The sequence below is a fragment of the candidate division KSB1 bacterium genome (genome assembly GCA_034506335.1).
Taxonomy (GTDB): Bacteria; Zhuqueibacterota; Zhuqueibacteria; order JANLFK01; family Oleimicrobiaceae; genus Oleimicrobium.
Genome location: JAPDPR010000027.1, coordinates 30,934 through 44,316, shown reverse-complemented (window position 1 = coordinate 44,316; position 13,383 = coordinate 30,934). Strand labels below are relative to the sequence as shown.

The 13,383-nt window shown below is 62.2% G+C and carries 11 protein-coding genes; all 11 read left to right on the top strand.

Annotated elements, in window-relative coordinates:
- Positions 1 to 334: hypothetical protein (locus ONB25_09255; protein ID MDZ7393063.1), on the top strand; the 334-nt coding region annotated here is incomplete at its 5' end.
- Positions 331 to 876, top strand: a complete 546-nt coding sequence (gene atpH, locus ONB25_09250) for an ATP synthase F1 subunit delta (GenBank protein MDZ7393062.1) — start codon at positions 331 to 333, stop codon at positions 874 to 876. The genes ONB25_09255 and atpH, both read left to right, overlap by 4 nt.
- Before the next feature lie 18 nt (positions 877 to 894).
- Positions 895 to 2,403, top strand: a complete 1,509-nt coding sequence (gene atpA / locus ONB25_09245) for a F0F1 ATP synthase subunit alpha (protein MDZ7393061.1) — start codon at positions 895 to 897, stop codon at positions 2,401 to 2,403.
- Between the two features lie 24 nt (positions 2,404 to 2,427).
- Positions 2,428 to 3,324 carry an ATP synthase F1 subunit gamma gene (atpG, locus tag ONB25_09240; GenBank protein ID MDZ7393060.1) on the top strand — a complete coding sequence of 299 codons (897 nt, stop codon included), beginning with the start codon at positions 2,428 to 2,430 and terminating at the stop codon, positions 3,322 to 3,324.
- Between the two features lie 26 nt (positions 3,325 to 3,350).
- Positions 3,351 to 4,751 carry a F0F1 ATP synthase subunit beta gene (gene atpD / locus ONB25_09235; GenBank protein MDZ7393059.1) on the top strand — a complete coding sequence of 467 codons (1,401 nt, stop codon included), beginning with the start codon at positions 3,351 to 3,353 and terminating at the stop codon, positions 4,749 to 4,751.
- A gap of 6 nt (positions 4,752 to 4,757) precedes the next feature.
- Positions 4,758 to 5,216, top strand: a complete 459-nt coding sequence (locus ONB25_09230; protein MDZ7393058.1) for a F0F1 ATP synthase subunit epsilon — start codon at positions 4,758 to 4,760, stop codon at positions 5,214 to 5,216.
- Between the two features lie 90 nt (positions 5,217 to 5,306).
- Entirely contained in the window at positions 5,307 to 6,167 is an 861-nt protein-coding gene (locus ONB25_09225; protein ID MDZ7393057.1) for a hypothetical protein, read from the top strand.
- A gap of 272 nt (positions 6,168 to 6,439) precedes the next feature.
- Complete coding sequence (locus ONB25_09220; protein MDZ7393056.1) at positions 6,440 to 7,414, top strand: hypothetical protein; 975 nt, start codon at positions 6,440 to 6,442, stop codon at positions 7,412 to 7,414.
- A gap of 51 nt (positions 7,415 to 7,465) precedes the next feature.
- Positions 7,466 to 9,478, top strand: a complete 2,013-nt coding sequence (locus ONB25_09215; GenBank protein ID MDZ7393055.1) for a hypothetical protein — start codon at positions 7,466 to 7,468, stop codon at positions 9,476 to 9,478.
- A gap of 36 nt (positions 9,479 to 9,514) precedes the next feature.
- Positions 9,515 to 10,774 carry a methyltransferase gene (locus ONB25_09210; protein MDZ7393054.1) on the top strand — a complete coding sequence of 420 codons (1,260 nt, stop codon included), beginning with the start codon at positions 9,515 to 9,517 and terminating at the stop codon, positions 10,772 to 10,774.
- Between the two features lie 58 nt (positions 10,775 to 10,832).
- Positions 10,833 to 13,271 (top strand): S49 family peptidase, encoded by a 2,439-nt coding sequence (locus tag ONB25_09205; protein MDZ7393053.1) that lies wholly within the window; start codon positions 10,833 to 10,835, stop codon positions 13,269 to 13,271.
- Positions 13,272 to 13,383 lie beyond the last annotated feature (112 nt).

Below are 13,383 nucleotides of genomic sequence, written 5' to 3'. Positions count from 1 at the left end.
GGAGGCGGAGGCACAACGAGTGGCCTTTCAGCGGGAGCTGGAGCAGGCGCGACAGGCATCGCAGGAGGCGGCCACGCGCATTGCCCAGGAGACCGAAAAGATGCGCGAAAGCATTTTGGCCGAAGCGCGCCGAGAGGCAGAGGAGATCCGCCAGCAAGCACGGGAGCAGGTGGAACTGGAAAGGCAGCGAGTGTTGGCCGAGCTGCACCGGCAGGTGGTGGATTTGGCGGTGGAGCTGACACGCAAAACGCTGCGTCAGACGGTCGCGGTGGACGAAAAGGCCCAGCGCCGCCTCATCCGCGACTTTCTTCAGCAAAGCGGGGGACTTGCGTGAGGAGCAGGAGCGGAGCACGAGGCAAGGCGCTGGCGGCCAGCTATGCCGGCGCTGCACACGCTCACATCACCCAAGAGTGGGTGGCGCACCTGCGCAGCGTGTGGAACAGGCTTTCGGCGGACAGGGAATGCATGGCCGAGCTCAGCGATGTGGGTAAGGCATTTGAGGAGCGACGTCAGCAGTTGGACCAACTGCTCCCTGCGAGCATTTCTCGCGAGGCGCGTAACATGCTCTACGTGATGCTCCGCGAAGGACACCTGCCGCTTTTGGGTGAGGTGGTCGAACAACTTGCCCACTCCCTGGCCGGTGCAGGTCGGAATGACGTCGCCGAGGTAATCACCGCCGTGCCGCCGACGGCAGCGGAACGTCAAGCCCTCCAGGCAGAAGTGGCAAAGCGCTTTGGCGAGAACCTTGCCGTACACTTTCACGTGGACCCCGACATTCTCGGCGGCGTAGTCATCAAGGTGGGCGACAAAGTGCTCAACGGGAGCCTGGCTGGACGACTTGCGGCCTTGCACGACAAGCTAAGGGACAGCCGGTAGGTGGACGAGGGACTCACCATGCCGATACATGCCGAAGATATCACCGCGCGCATCCGTCGCGAAATCGAGGCCTTCGAAGCGCCGCTGCGCACCACCACCATCGGGCACGTCATCGAGGTGGGCGACGGTATTGCCCGCGTCAGCGGCCTCTCTGAGGTCATGGCCTCCGAGCTGGTGCAATTCCCCGGCGGCGTGATGGGGATTGTGCTGAACTTGGAGGCAGACAGCGTGGGGGTTATCATCATGGGCGACTATGCCCACATCGAGGAAGGCGACGAGGTGCGCGGCACAGGGCGGATCGCCTCGGTGCCAGTGGGCGAGGAGCTCATCGGGCGCGTGGTCAACGCCCTGGGCCAGCCCGTGGATGGCAAGGGACCGATCCGCACCGAACGGTTCCGCCCAGTGGAGCGCATCGCCCCGGGAGTGGTCTACCGACAGAACGTGGATACACCCGTACAGACGGGCATCAAGGCCATCGATTCGATGATCCCCATTGGCCGCGGGCAACGCGAACTCATCATCGGTGACCGGCAGACGGGCAAGACGGCCTTGGCCATCGACACCATCATCAATCAGAAGGACAAGGACCTCATCTGTGTGTACGTGGCCATCGGGCAGAAGCGCGCCCAGGTGGCGCAGGTGGTGGCAACTCTGGAGCGGTACGGCGCCATGGGGCATACCATTGTGGTGGTGGCCAGCGCCTCGGAGCCGGCTGCGCTCCAGTACCTTGCCCCTTACGCTGGGTGCGCTATGGGCGAAGAGTTCATGGAGCAAGGGCGCGACGCCTTGGTGGTGTACGATGATCTGACCAAACATGCCTGGGCCTATCGCCAGATTTCCTTGTTGCTGCGGCGGCCGCCTGGCCGCGAGGCCTACCCGGGCGACGTGTTCTATCTCCACTCGCGCCTTTTGGAACGGGCGGCGCGCATGCATAATGACTATGGCGGCGGCTCACTCACGGCACTCCCCATCATCGAGACGCAGGCGGGCGACGTGAGCGCCTACATCCCCACCAACGTGATCTCCATCACCGACGGGCAGATCTACTTGGAGAGTGATCTGTTCTATGCGGGCATCAGACCGGCGGTCAATGCCGGGCTTTCGGTCTCACGCGTGGGCGGCGATGCCCAGACCAAAGCAATGAAGAAAGTGGCGGGCAAACTTCGCCTGGAGCTCGCCTCCTATCGGGCATTGGCCGCGTTTGCCCAGTTTGGCTCGGAGTTGGATAAGGTCACTCGTGATCAATTGGAACGCGGACAGCGGTTGACGGAACTCCTCAAGCAGCCGCAATACGCTCCGGTGCCATTGGACGAGCAGGTGATGGCGATCTACGCAGTGACCAATGGCTATGCCGACGACGTACCGGTAGACAAGATCCGGGCCTTTGAGGAAGGGCTCTTGCAATTCATGCGCACTGTGCATCCGGACATTGGCGCGACCATTATGCGGGACAAAGACTTGAGTGACGAGACCCGCGCGAAGTTGGACCAGGCGATCAAGGAGTACAAAGAGACGGCCCGTTTCTGAGCCTTTGGCGGAAGGGAAGCGTGCATGGCAACGGTTCGCGAGCTTCGTCGGCGCATCAAGGGGATCGCCAGCATCGCGCAGGTGACGCGTGCTATGCAGATGGTGGCTGCCAGCAAGATGCGCCACGCCCAGGAAGAAGCCCTTGCCACGCGCCCTTATGCGGCGAAGGCGTGGGAGGTCATTAGCCACCTCGCAGCCCAACCCGGACACGAACAGCTGCATCCACTACTTGACGAAAGAGACCCGCCGCGCGTAGTGGGGATGGTACTCATTACCTCGGACAAGGGACTATGCGGAGGCTACAATGCGAACGTCTTGCGCCTCGCTCTCCAGTTTCTTCGCGAGGCCACGGCGCCCGTACGGGTCTGCGCGGTGGGCCGGAAAGGGCGAGATTTCATGATACGCTACGGCGCGCAGGTGGTGGCGGAGTTCTCGCTTGGCCCGCGTCACCCAGGCTTGTTGGAGATCACGCCCATCGCCCGCACCGTGATTGAGGACTATACCGCAGGGGTCTGTGATCAGGTGTGGCTCGTTTACACCGAATTCATCAACACGATGACGCAGCGCCCGGCGGTGCGTCCCCTCCTGCCCATCACGCCCGGCAGATTACGGGGTTCGGTGCTGGACAGGTTTTTGGTGGATTTGCCGCCGCGCGCGGCCATGGAGTACATTTACGAGCCAAGCCCTGGGCAGCTCCTCGGTGTGATACTCCCTCGCTTCGTTGAGCTGCAGATTTACCAGGCGATCCTGGAGGCGCAGGCGAGCGAGCACAGCGCGCGCATGGTGGCAATGCGCAATGCCACCGATAGCGCCAACGAGCTCGTGGATGCGCTGACCCTTCAGTACTACCGCGCGCGACAGGAGGCCATCACCAAGGAGATGCTCGACATTGCTGGCGGCGCCGAGGCGTTGCAGCACTGAGGTGACAAATCGGAGTGTGCATTAGGATGGCAGAAGGAACTGTGGGCCACATCGTGCAAGTGCTGGGGGCGGTGGTAGACGTCGCCTTCCCCACGGGGCAGCTCCCGGAAATCTACCACGCGCTTGAAGTGGCCCGTGACGGGCAAGAGCCGTTAGTGCTGGAGGTCCAACAGCACCTGGGGGACGACTGGGTGCGGTGCGTGGCCATGGACACCACCGATGGCCTGCGCCGCGGCATGAGGGTCAGGGATACGGGCGGCCCCATCAAGGTCCCAGTGGGTCCAAAGACCCTAGGACGGATTTTCAACGTGCTGGGCAAGCCTATTGACAATGCAGGACCAGTGGAGGCCGAGGACTATTACCCCATCCATCGTCCGGCTCCTGCCTTTGAAGAGCAGGTCACCCAGGCGGAACTGTTCGAAACCGGATTGAAAGTCATCGACCTCATTGCGCCCTTTACCAAGGGCGGCAAAACCGGGGTGTTCGGTGGTGCCGGCGTAGGCAAGACAGTGATCATCGCCGAGCTCATGTTCAGCTTGGCCAAAGAGCACGGTGGCTTTTCCGTGTTCGCGGGAGTCGGCGAGCGGACACGCGAGGGCACTCAGTTCTGGCACGAGATGAAGGAGATGGGGGTTCTCGACAAGACGGTGATGGTCTTTGGCCAGATGAACGAGCCGCCTGGGGTTCGTCTCCGCGTGGCCCTCACCGGGCTGACCATGGCCGAGTACTTTCGCGACCAGGGGCGCGATGTGCTGCTCTTCATAGACAACATCTACCGCTTCGTGATGAGCGGCTCGGAAGTGTCTGCTCTCCTCGGGCGCTTGCCCAGCGCAGTTGGGTATCAGCCCACGCTGGGCACGGAGATGGGCGAGCTTCAGGAACGCATCACTTCCACCAAACGGGGCTCCATCACCTCCATGCAAGCGGTGTACGTGCCGGCCGACGATTACACTGACCCGGCGCCGGTGACGACCTTCGCCCACCTCGATGCCACCATCTCCCTGGAGCGATCCATCGCCGAGCAAGGGCTCTACCCAGCCGTCGATCCCCTGGCCTCCACCAGTCGGATTCTGGACCCCCGCATTGTGGGCGAGGAGCACTATCGGGTTGCCCGAGGCGTCCAGCAGGTGCTGCAGCGCTACAAGGACTTGCAGGACATCATAGCCATCCTGGGCATCGACGAGCTGAGTGAAGAGGACAAGCTGGTCGTCTCCAGGGCGCGGAAGATGCAGCGCTTTTTCTCTCAGCCCATGTTCGTGGCCTCGCAATTCACTGGGCGTGAGGGGCGCTACGTGCCGGTCCGCGAGACGGTGCGCGGGTTCAAGATGATACTCGAAGGGGAGTTGGATTCCCTGCCCGAACAGGCCTTTTTCATGGTCGGCACCATCGACGAAGCCATTGAGGCGGGAAGGAAGATGAGGGCGTAGCGGGCAGTGCCGGTGCGTGTGAACATCATCACCCAGGAGCGCGTGGCCTACTCCGGGGATGTAGACATGGTGATCGCGCCGGGTGCGGACGGGGTACTGGGCATTCTCCCCCACCATGCGCCGCTCATGACAGCCTTGGTGCCGGGCGAATTGCGTCTCAAACGCGGCGCCGAAGAAGAGATCTTTGCCATTGGCGGGGGGTTCATGGAGGTGCTGCCGGACCGTGTGACGGTGTTGGCCGATAGTGCTGAACGGGCTGAGGAGATCGACATCGCGCGGGCAGAGGCAGCGAGGCGGCGGGCTGAGGCGCGCCTGCACGGCAGAACAGAGGAACAGGTGGACTTTGCGCGTGCCGAGGCTTCGCTGCGGCGGGCCATGGTGCGCCTGAAGGTCGCAGAGGCAGGCCGTCGCCGCCGGCGTGGAGCAGCCACAGAAGGCGGCCTTCCCCCAGATGAGGGCCTCTGACCCACTCGTGCCTTTTCCCTTCGCTCCGGCGCATTTTTCTCCGAAGATGCGTAGGCGCATTGCCCGCGTGCCAACTAACGGGTGCCCCATATGACCAGATCGCCGCAACAGCCCGCGCGCCTGCCGGCTCATTTTTGGCTAGGCCTGGGTCTGGTGGCTGTCGTATGGCCTGTCAATTGGGCCCTGCCCGGGATGCGAACGCACCTTCTTTTCTTTCCCTTGTGGCTCGGGTATTGCCTGGTCCTCGATGGTCTGGTGGCAGCGCTGCGCGGCACCTCGCCACTCACGCGAGGCAGGTGGGCCTACGTCTGGCTCTACGTGCTGTCGGTCCCTGGCTGGTGGTTGTTCGAGCTCATCGACCTCCGCACCCAAAACTGGTTCTACGTGGGTCGAGAGCACGTGTCGGACATCGTCTATGTCCTGCTGGCCTCGCTGAGTTTCTCCACGGTGATGCCGGCGGTGTTCACCAGCGCCGAGCTGGTGGGCTGCCTCCTGCCGTCCGGAGGACCCGCCAGGACAGACCGCAGGATCTCGCACCCTGCACTGCTTGGAGCGCTGGCCGCGGGAGTGGTTATGCTGATCCTTGTGATAGCGCTGCCTGGCGTCTTCTTCCCCTTGGTGTGGGTCTCGCTGTTCTTCATATTTGACCCGCTCAATGCCCTGCGTGAGAAGCCGTCCTTGCTCGTTGCAACCTCCCGCGGGCAATGGCGCACCGTCTGGGCTCTCTGGGGCGGCGTAATGCTGTGTGCCTTCTTCTGGGAGATGTGGAACTTTTACTCTTACCCAAAATGGATTTATCGCGTGCCGTTCGTCGGCCAGGTGCGCTTGTTTGAGATGCCCGTGCTCGGGTACCTGGGTTACCTGCCCTTCGCGCTGGAGCTGTACGCGCTGTTCCATCTATTGACCAGCGCCGGACCGGCTCGTGCTGCGTCGCGGGTCATCGACCTCTGAGGGCGCTGCAAAAAGAACAAGCACGGAGGTGCAGGGAACCTGGCGACGCCTGAACCATGAAAGTCCGCTCTGGCTGGACAGGTAGGGCGGAGTCGACGTACCAGCGTCGGGAGCCGGAGGCCTTGGTGGCTATGACACCAAGAGCGAAGTTCCGTGCGACGGGCGCTGGAGCGGAGACTTGCTCCAGGTGGCCGGCAGGCTAACCCGAAAGGTTCCTGACGCGTGAGTCTTTCCCAAGACCACGATTTTCGCTGATTCAGAGGTGCGCGCTCGTGGAGATCCCGAATCTGGACTATCAGTGCTATCGTGAGGCCGTAGCCGCGCAGGCCACTTACCAAGAGGAGTGGTTGCAGGTGGGCTACGCGCCAAAAGGTTTCTACCTGAAAGACCACTGCGTGATCAAGGCCGCGGGATTGTACCACCTCTTTCACATTGCAGGCACGCCGAATGTCAGTTGCTGCCTACCTGGCAACGAGCTCTGGATCGGCCACGCCACTACTGCTGATTTCGTCCTGTGGGAGACACACGAGCCTTGCTTCTACGTCCGCCCAGGAAGCTGGGACGGCGGCCACGTGATAGCCCCTTTTGTGCTGGAGCACGGCGGACGCTTCTGGATGTTCTATGCAGGATGCACGGTGGACAACACGCAGCGTATCGGGCTGGCGGTCTCTGATGATCTCTTCAACTGGGAACGCGTTGGGGACGGCCCCATCATCCGGCCTGAGGAGTACGGCTGGGCCTTCTGTCCTACCAGCGGCGGAGCTTCTTGCCGCGATCCCCATGTGTTGCGCCTGGGTGACCGGTTTCTTCTCTACTACACGGCCATTACCAACCAAGGGCGCGCGTGTGTAGCGTTGGCCGAATCCAGAGATTTGCTTGCATGGGAAGACCGTGGCCCGTGCTATGTGGCAGAGGACCTCACGCCATGTGAGTCAAGCAACGTGCAGGAAATGGACGGCCGTTACTACCTCTTTTTCGGCGGGCATGTGCAGCACTGGTCCTATGTCGTCTCGGACAACCCTTGGCACTGGCCAGCGCAACAGCCTCGCCCCGTGGGGAAAGGGTTGACAGGCATGGAGGTCGTGTGCCGTCGCGATCCGCACTGGTTGGTCTCCTTCTTCCGGCTAGGCAAAGGACACTGCTCGGCCGGCTTTCGCTTGTTCTTAGGCGTTCTTGATTGGTCTGCCCCCTTGCCCTGGATCGATCAGGTGGTCAGCCCGGAGCAGCTCCGCCGCTTTCTGAGTTGATGGAGAGATAGGCAGTTTTCGACCTTCACGCACTTCATTTCTGGAGGAGGCATGATCGACTTTAAGGAACACCTGTATGAGGACGACCCGGCGCAAGGTCATCCCGACGTGCGCACCAGGCTGCAGGACGGCTACTACTTTTTCCTGGGGAACGGACGGATACAGGCGGCAGTCCAGATTGCACCGGCCGGGGAGGGGACTCCTGTCGGCCTGCTGCTCATGGATCCGGAGCGGCTGGCCAAGAAGCGCGAGGTTCTCAGTTTCGACCCCCAGACCGGACTGGAGGCGACCATGCTGCGGGTGGAATGGGGGGAGCAGGTGTGGACTCCTCCAGGGAAGGAGGTGAAGGCGCATTGGTCCGAGCGCCAAGGGGTGCCGGCGGTGGAAGTGACCTGGCACGCGGGCGGGGCTGCGGTCACAGAGATTTTTTGTTGCCCACACCCGGATCGCGCCGTGCTCCTGCGTGAAGTCACCATTCGCACGCCGAGCAACAAGAAAGTTGGTTTGAGCACCGGCCTTGGCGATCAGTGGCTGAGCGTGCAGCTGACCCCATCCGCCCAAGGCGAAGTGACGCATGCGTTCTGGTACACGCTGGAAGATGGGCGTGCGCATTGTGGGCAAGGCGCCCCAGAGTCTCTGTCCCCGGAGTCAGGGGGCCGCAAAACGCCGCAGGGGACTCGCGTGCTTTTTCACCACGAGCCATTAGACCGGTACTTTGATGCTGCCCGAGTGCAGCTACCGGCGGCCATCTCTGCTTCTGGGCGAATGGATGGCAGCATTTGGCAGTACAACCGGGAGTGGGTGCGCGACCAAGCCATGGTGGTGCATGGCCTGCTGCTCACAGGACAGCATCAGCTGGCCCGCACCATGCTCGAGCGGCTCTTCACCGAGTTTGTCACTGAAGAGGGTGATACTGTTGACTCCAGCGTTCGGCGTGGCCCAGAGGAGGTTGAGTTGGACCAAGGCGGGGTTCTGCTCACCGCGCTCACTTCATACTGGCACTGGACAGGAGACTTGAGCTTAGCCCGTCGTCTATGGCCGCGCGTTGTGGCAGTGGCTGAGTTCCCGCTGCGGCCGGTGTTCCGAGACCCGAAGTCTGGTCTGCTGACGAATACCCGCGAGTACTGGGAGCGCCACCGTCTCTACGGCATTCAGCCCGGCATTGAACTCACTCACCAGCTCTACGCGTCGCTTGGGTTGCGCGCCGCGGCCGAGCTGGGCAAGGCGCTGGGCCGGGAATCGGAGGTGGCTCGATGGAACAGGGATGCGGAGGAGCTCTGGCACACGGCGCTCCATCATCCCACCCACAGCCTGGTGGAGGGAGGTAGGATCATCAAAAGGCGAGGGTTAGACGGCGAGGTCCAGGAGCACATCACGCCTATGGCGGAGGCCCAGCTCCACCCCTCCGTCCCTCTTGCCGGACCTGGGCCGCATCTCCTGAACCCGGACACTTCATGCGTACTGCCTGTGGTTGTGGGCAAGGTGAACCCCGGCTCGCCACTTGCCCGGGCCACACTGGCCAGCATGGAGGAGCTGTGGAATCAGAGGTGGGACATCGGCGGCTATGGTCGCTACCACGTCTCCTCCGAGCCCGATTCCCCGGGGCCGTGGCCCTTTGCCTCGCTTTTTGTGGCCCGCGCCTATGCCGAGGCAGGTGACGGGGAAAAGGTGTGGCGAGTCCTGCGCTGGCTGGACTCGGTGCCGGGTGGCAAGTCGGGTGCCTGGTTCGAGTTTTATGGACCAAGGCCTTCTCCGCCGTGTCCCCAGGTTGGGGTCATCCCGTGGACGTGGGCGGAGATGCTATTGCTGCTAGTCCACCACGTGGTAGGTTTCCGACCTGGTGCCGAGGGCATTACCCTCCGTCCTCACCTGCTTCCGGGAATAGACTACATCGAGGGCACATTTGTGGTGCGGGGCGCGCGTGTACACGTCGCGGTCCGCAGGGCAGAATCGCCGGCGCAGTGTGCATTCCGCACCGATGGTCGGCTGCTGCAGGCCGGTCCTGGGGAGGCGTCCGTCGCGTATGAAAACAGAGACCTGCATGTGGAGGCCATTGTCCTCTGAAGCGAGCCGATACCTGGCCATGGAGGTATACAGGATATGACCAGCAGGGAGCGAGTGCGAGCGGCACTGGCCCATCGCGAGCCCGACAAGGTGCCCATCGATTTTGGCGGCACTGGAGTCACCGGCATGCACGTGACCTGTGTAGCGGCCCTGCGCGACTACTATGGTCTGGAGCGCCGCCCGGTAAAGGTACACGAGCCTTACCAGATGCTGGGATGGATAGACCAAGACCTCCAGGATGTTTTGGGCATCGACGTGAACGGTCTATATGCCCGCACCACCATGTTTGGCTTCCCCAACGAGAACTGGCGGGAGTTCCGGCTCCCCTGGGGCCAGGTGGTCTTGGTCTCGGAGCATTTTCGCACAACCGTGGACGCGAACGGTGACCTGCTGATCTACCCTGAAGGTGACACCACGGCGCCACCCAGCGGGCGCATGCCTGTCGCGGGGTTTTTCTTTGACACCATCGTCCGCCAACCCCCCATTGAGGAGGAGCGCCTTGATCCGGCAGACAACACCGAAGAGTTCAAGCCGTTGAACGACCAGGACCTGGCCCACTATCGGGCAGAAGTGGAGCGTTTGGCCGATTCCCCACGGGCGATAGTGGCCAGCTTCGGAGGCACAGCCTTTGGGGATATCGCTTTGGTGCCGGCTCCCTTTCTCAAGTACCCGAAGGGCATCCGGGACATTGCCGAGTGGTACATCTCCACCGTGACCCGCCAGGAGTACCTACACCGGGTCTATGCCAAACAGACAGAGGTGGCCCTGGCCAACCTGGAGAAAATTCACTCCATCGTGGGCGACCTGGTGGATGTAGTGTTTGTCTGTGGCACCGACTTTGGCACCCAAACATCGACCTTTTGCTCCGTAGAAACATTCCGCTCACTCTACGCGCCCTACTACCGAAAGGTCAATGACTGGATTCACCGACACACGTGCTGGAAAACTTTCAAGCATTCGTGCGGAGCAGTGGAGCCATTTATGGGAGCATTCATCGAGGTGGGCTTTGACGTCATCAATCCGGTACAGTGTTCGGCCGCGGGCATGGACCCGCGGCGCTTGAAGGACACGTATGGCGATCAGCTGGTGTTCTGGGGGGGCGGGGTTGACACGCAGAAGACGCTGCCTTTTGGCACACCTGCCCAGGTGCGTGAAGAAGTGCTGCGGCGGTGCGAGATCTTTGCCCGGAACGGTGGCTTTGTGTTCAACGCGGTGCACAATGTTCAGGCTAACACCCCGGTGGAGAATCTTGTTGCCATGTTTGACGCGGTGAAAGAGTTCAACGGCGAGACCTAACGTTAGCCCCGTGCACAGTGCGGGCGTTGTCAAAGTGAACCGTGCAAGGAGGTGCGCAATGAGGAGTTGCAAAGCGCTGGCGGGAATCATCCTGTGCCTGCTACCAGCGGGCGTGCTGGGCCAGCAGCTGCCCATGCTCTACGGAAGCTATGACGACCTGCTCCCTGCCTCTCCTGGTGCGCTCGGCAACGGATTGCTGGGTTTTGTCAACCCTGCAGTCCTTCCACATGTGCATGGTCCCGACCTAAGAGCGGCATTTGTTAGCCAGCAGGAGGACCTGGTGCGTTGGGGCCTCTTTGCGGCTGTGCCGAACGTCGGGTTCGGAATGGTGGAAGAGCGCCTCCCGGGCGAGGCTGTGCGTCACTATCGCTTGGCCATGGCGGTCGGCGATGGCGGCCTATCAATCGGGGCGGGCTATGGCTGGTCGCGCGGTGGGCCGGCGGCAATCTGGTACGGAGGAGTGCTCGCGCGCCCGCTTCGGTTTGTCTCCGTAGGCGCGGCTGGTTGGCATGCCCCTCGCCTGAACCGGCAGGAGCTCATGGCCGAATTGGGGCTCAGGCCACTGGGGACTGATTTCCTGACACTCTTTGCCGACCTCAGCGTCCATGATCGTCAGCATCTTGCCGATGGCCGCTGGAGCGCAGGCGCAGCGGTCCAGGCGTTCCCTGGCCTGTACCTGGTGGGACGCTATTTTCGCGGCGAGGCGTTTTCCCTCGGGGTGAACATCAGCCTCGGCAGAATGGGGGCGGGTGTGCAGCGGCGAACGCCTGAGGGAGGTGGTCCAGCACTGACCACGTACAGCGTGCGCGTGGGCAAAGGCACCCCTAACGTGCTCGATTCTTACCTCTTGCGCCAGAAATGCTCGGTGCAGCTGGAGCTCAAAGGGCAAGTGCTCTACCAGCGCAACCGGTTCATTGACCTGCCGGGCCGCACGTTGAGCGAGCTGCTCTTCACGTTGAAGGACGCTGCTGAGGACCCGCGCGTCGCCGTTGTGGCACTAAACCTTTCCGGCCTGGCGGTGACGCCCCAGCTGGCTTGGGAGATCCGCACCCAGCTTGCCCAACTCCGTCGCGCAGGCAAGAAGGTGCTCGTCTACATCGATCGTGGCAGCATGACCGAGTACCACCTGGCAAGTGTCGCAGACCGCGTGGTGCTGGACCCCGAGGGGATGCTCACCCTGCAGGGCTATGTGGCCGGCCGCACGTTCTTGAAGGGCACCCTCGAAAAACTGGGCCTCGGGTGGGAGGAATGGCGTTACTTCAAGTACAAATCCGCGGCCGAGGTGTATTCGCGCGAGCAGATGTCAGAAGCCGATCGCGAACAGAGGCAGGCGTGGCTGAACGACCAGTACGAACTTGTGCGCAGCGAGGTGTGCGCCAGTCGCGGCATGTCCTCGGCTCAGTTCGACTCGCTCATCAATAACGTGGTGCTGTTCCTGCCTGAAGAGGCCGTGCATGCCCACCTGGTGGACACCCTGGCGCGCTGGAAGGACATTGGTCGGCTCTTGAAGGATTTCGCTGGTACAAAAAGGAAGCTCACCCCTGGGCAACTGGCCAAGCGTGAGTACCTCCCACGCGAATGGGGCCGCAGACCGCAGGTGGCTGTGGTCTATGCCATCGGTGAATGTGACCTGGACCGGGGGATCAGGGCGCGGGCGCTGGAAAGGGTTCTCTTGCGCGTGGCAGAAAAGAAGCGCATCAAGGCGGTGGTGCTGCGCGTGGATTCGCCCGGAGGGGATGCTCTTGCCTCAGACTTGGTTGCCGAAGCCGTGAGAAAGTGTCGAGAGAAAAAGCCGGTCATCGTCAGCCAAGGGAGCGTGGCCGGCTCCGGCGGCTACTGGCTTTCGATGTATGGCGATAGCATTGTTTCCACCCCTGCCACCATCACCGGTTCCATAGGCGTGATCGGCGGCTGGCTATGGAACAAAGGGCTGGGCGACCGGCTGGGAATGTCGAGCGACCATGTGCAGGTGGGCGAGCACGCCGACTTGGGCTTTGGCATCACGCTGCCCATTCTCGGGGTGCAGATTCCTGACCGAAACTTGACGCACGAAGAGAAGGCGCGGGTGGAAGCGGTGATTCGTCAGTTCTATCGCGTTTTTGTCCACAAGGTGGCGCAAGGGCGAGGCATGGCGCCGGAAGCGGTGGAAGAGATCGCCCAAGGGCGCATTTGGTCCGGTGTTGCGGCAAAAGCGCGGGGGCTGGTGGACGAAGTGGGTGGACTCTCACAAGCCGTTGACATGGCAAGGGCCCGTGCTGGCATCCGGCCCGGCGCAGAAGTGGAGGTGGTGGAACTGCCACGGCCGGGACTGATCAATGTGGAGGCTCTCATGCCAGGTGCACCATCGGTGCGGGGCGGTAGTCCTTTATCCGACGTGGAGCAAGGGTACCTGCGCCTTTTGGCCCGTTACCCTGCACAGCCGCTTCTTCTGATGCCGCTGGAGCTGCAGTTGGCGTGGAGAACCTCAGGAGCGATGTCCTGGTATGGGCCGCGCTGAAACGTTGTTGGTTATCCCGAAGGAGTAACAAACTGCCGCGACGCATATTTCTCTTGACATTAAGCCGCGAATTGCTATATTATGTCATGCCTGGACACCCCATCCCGAAGCC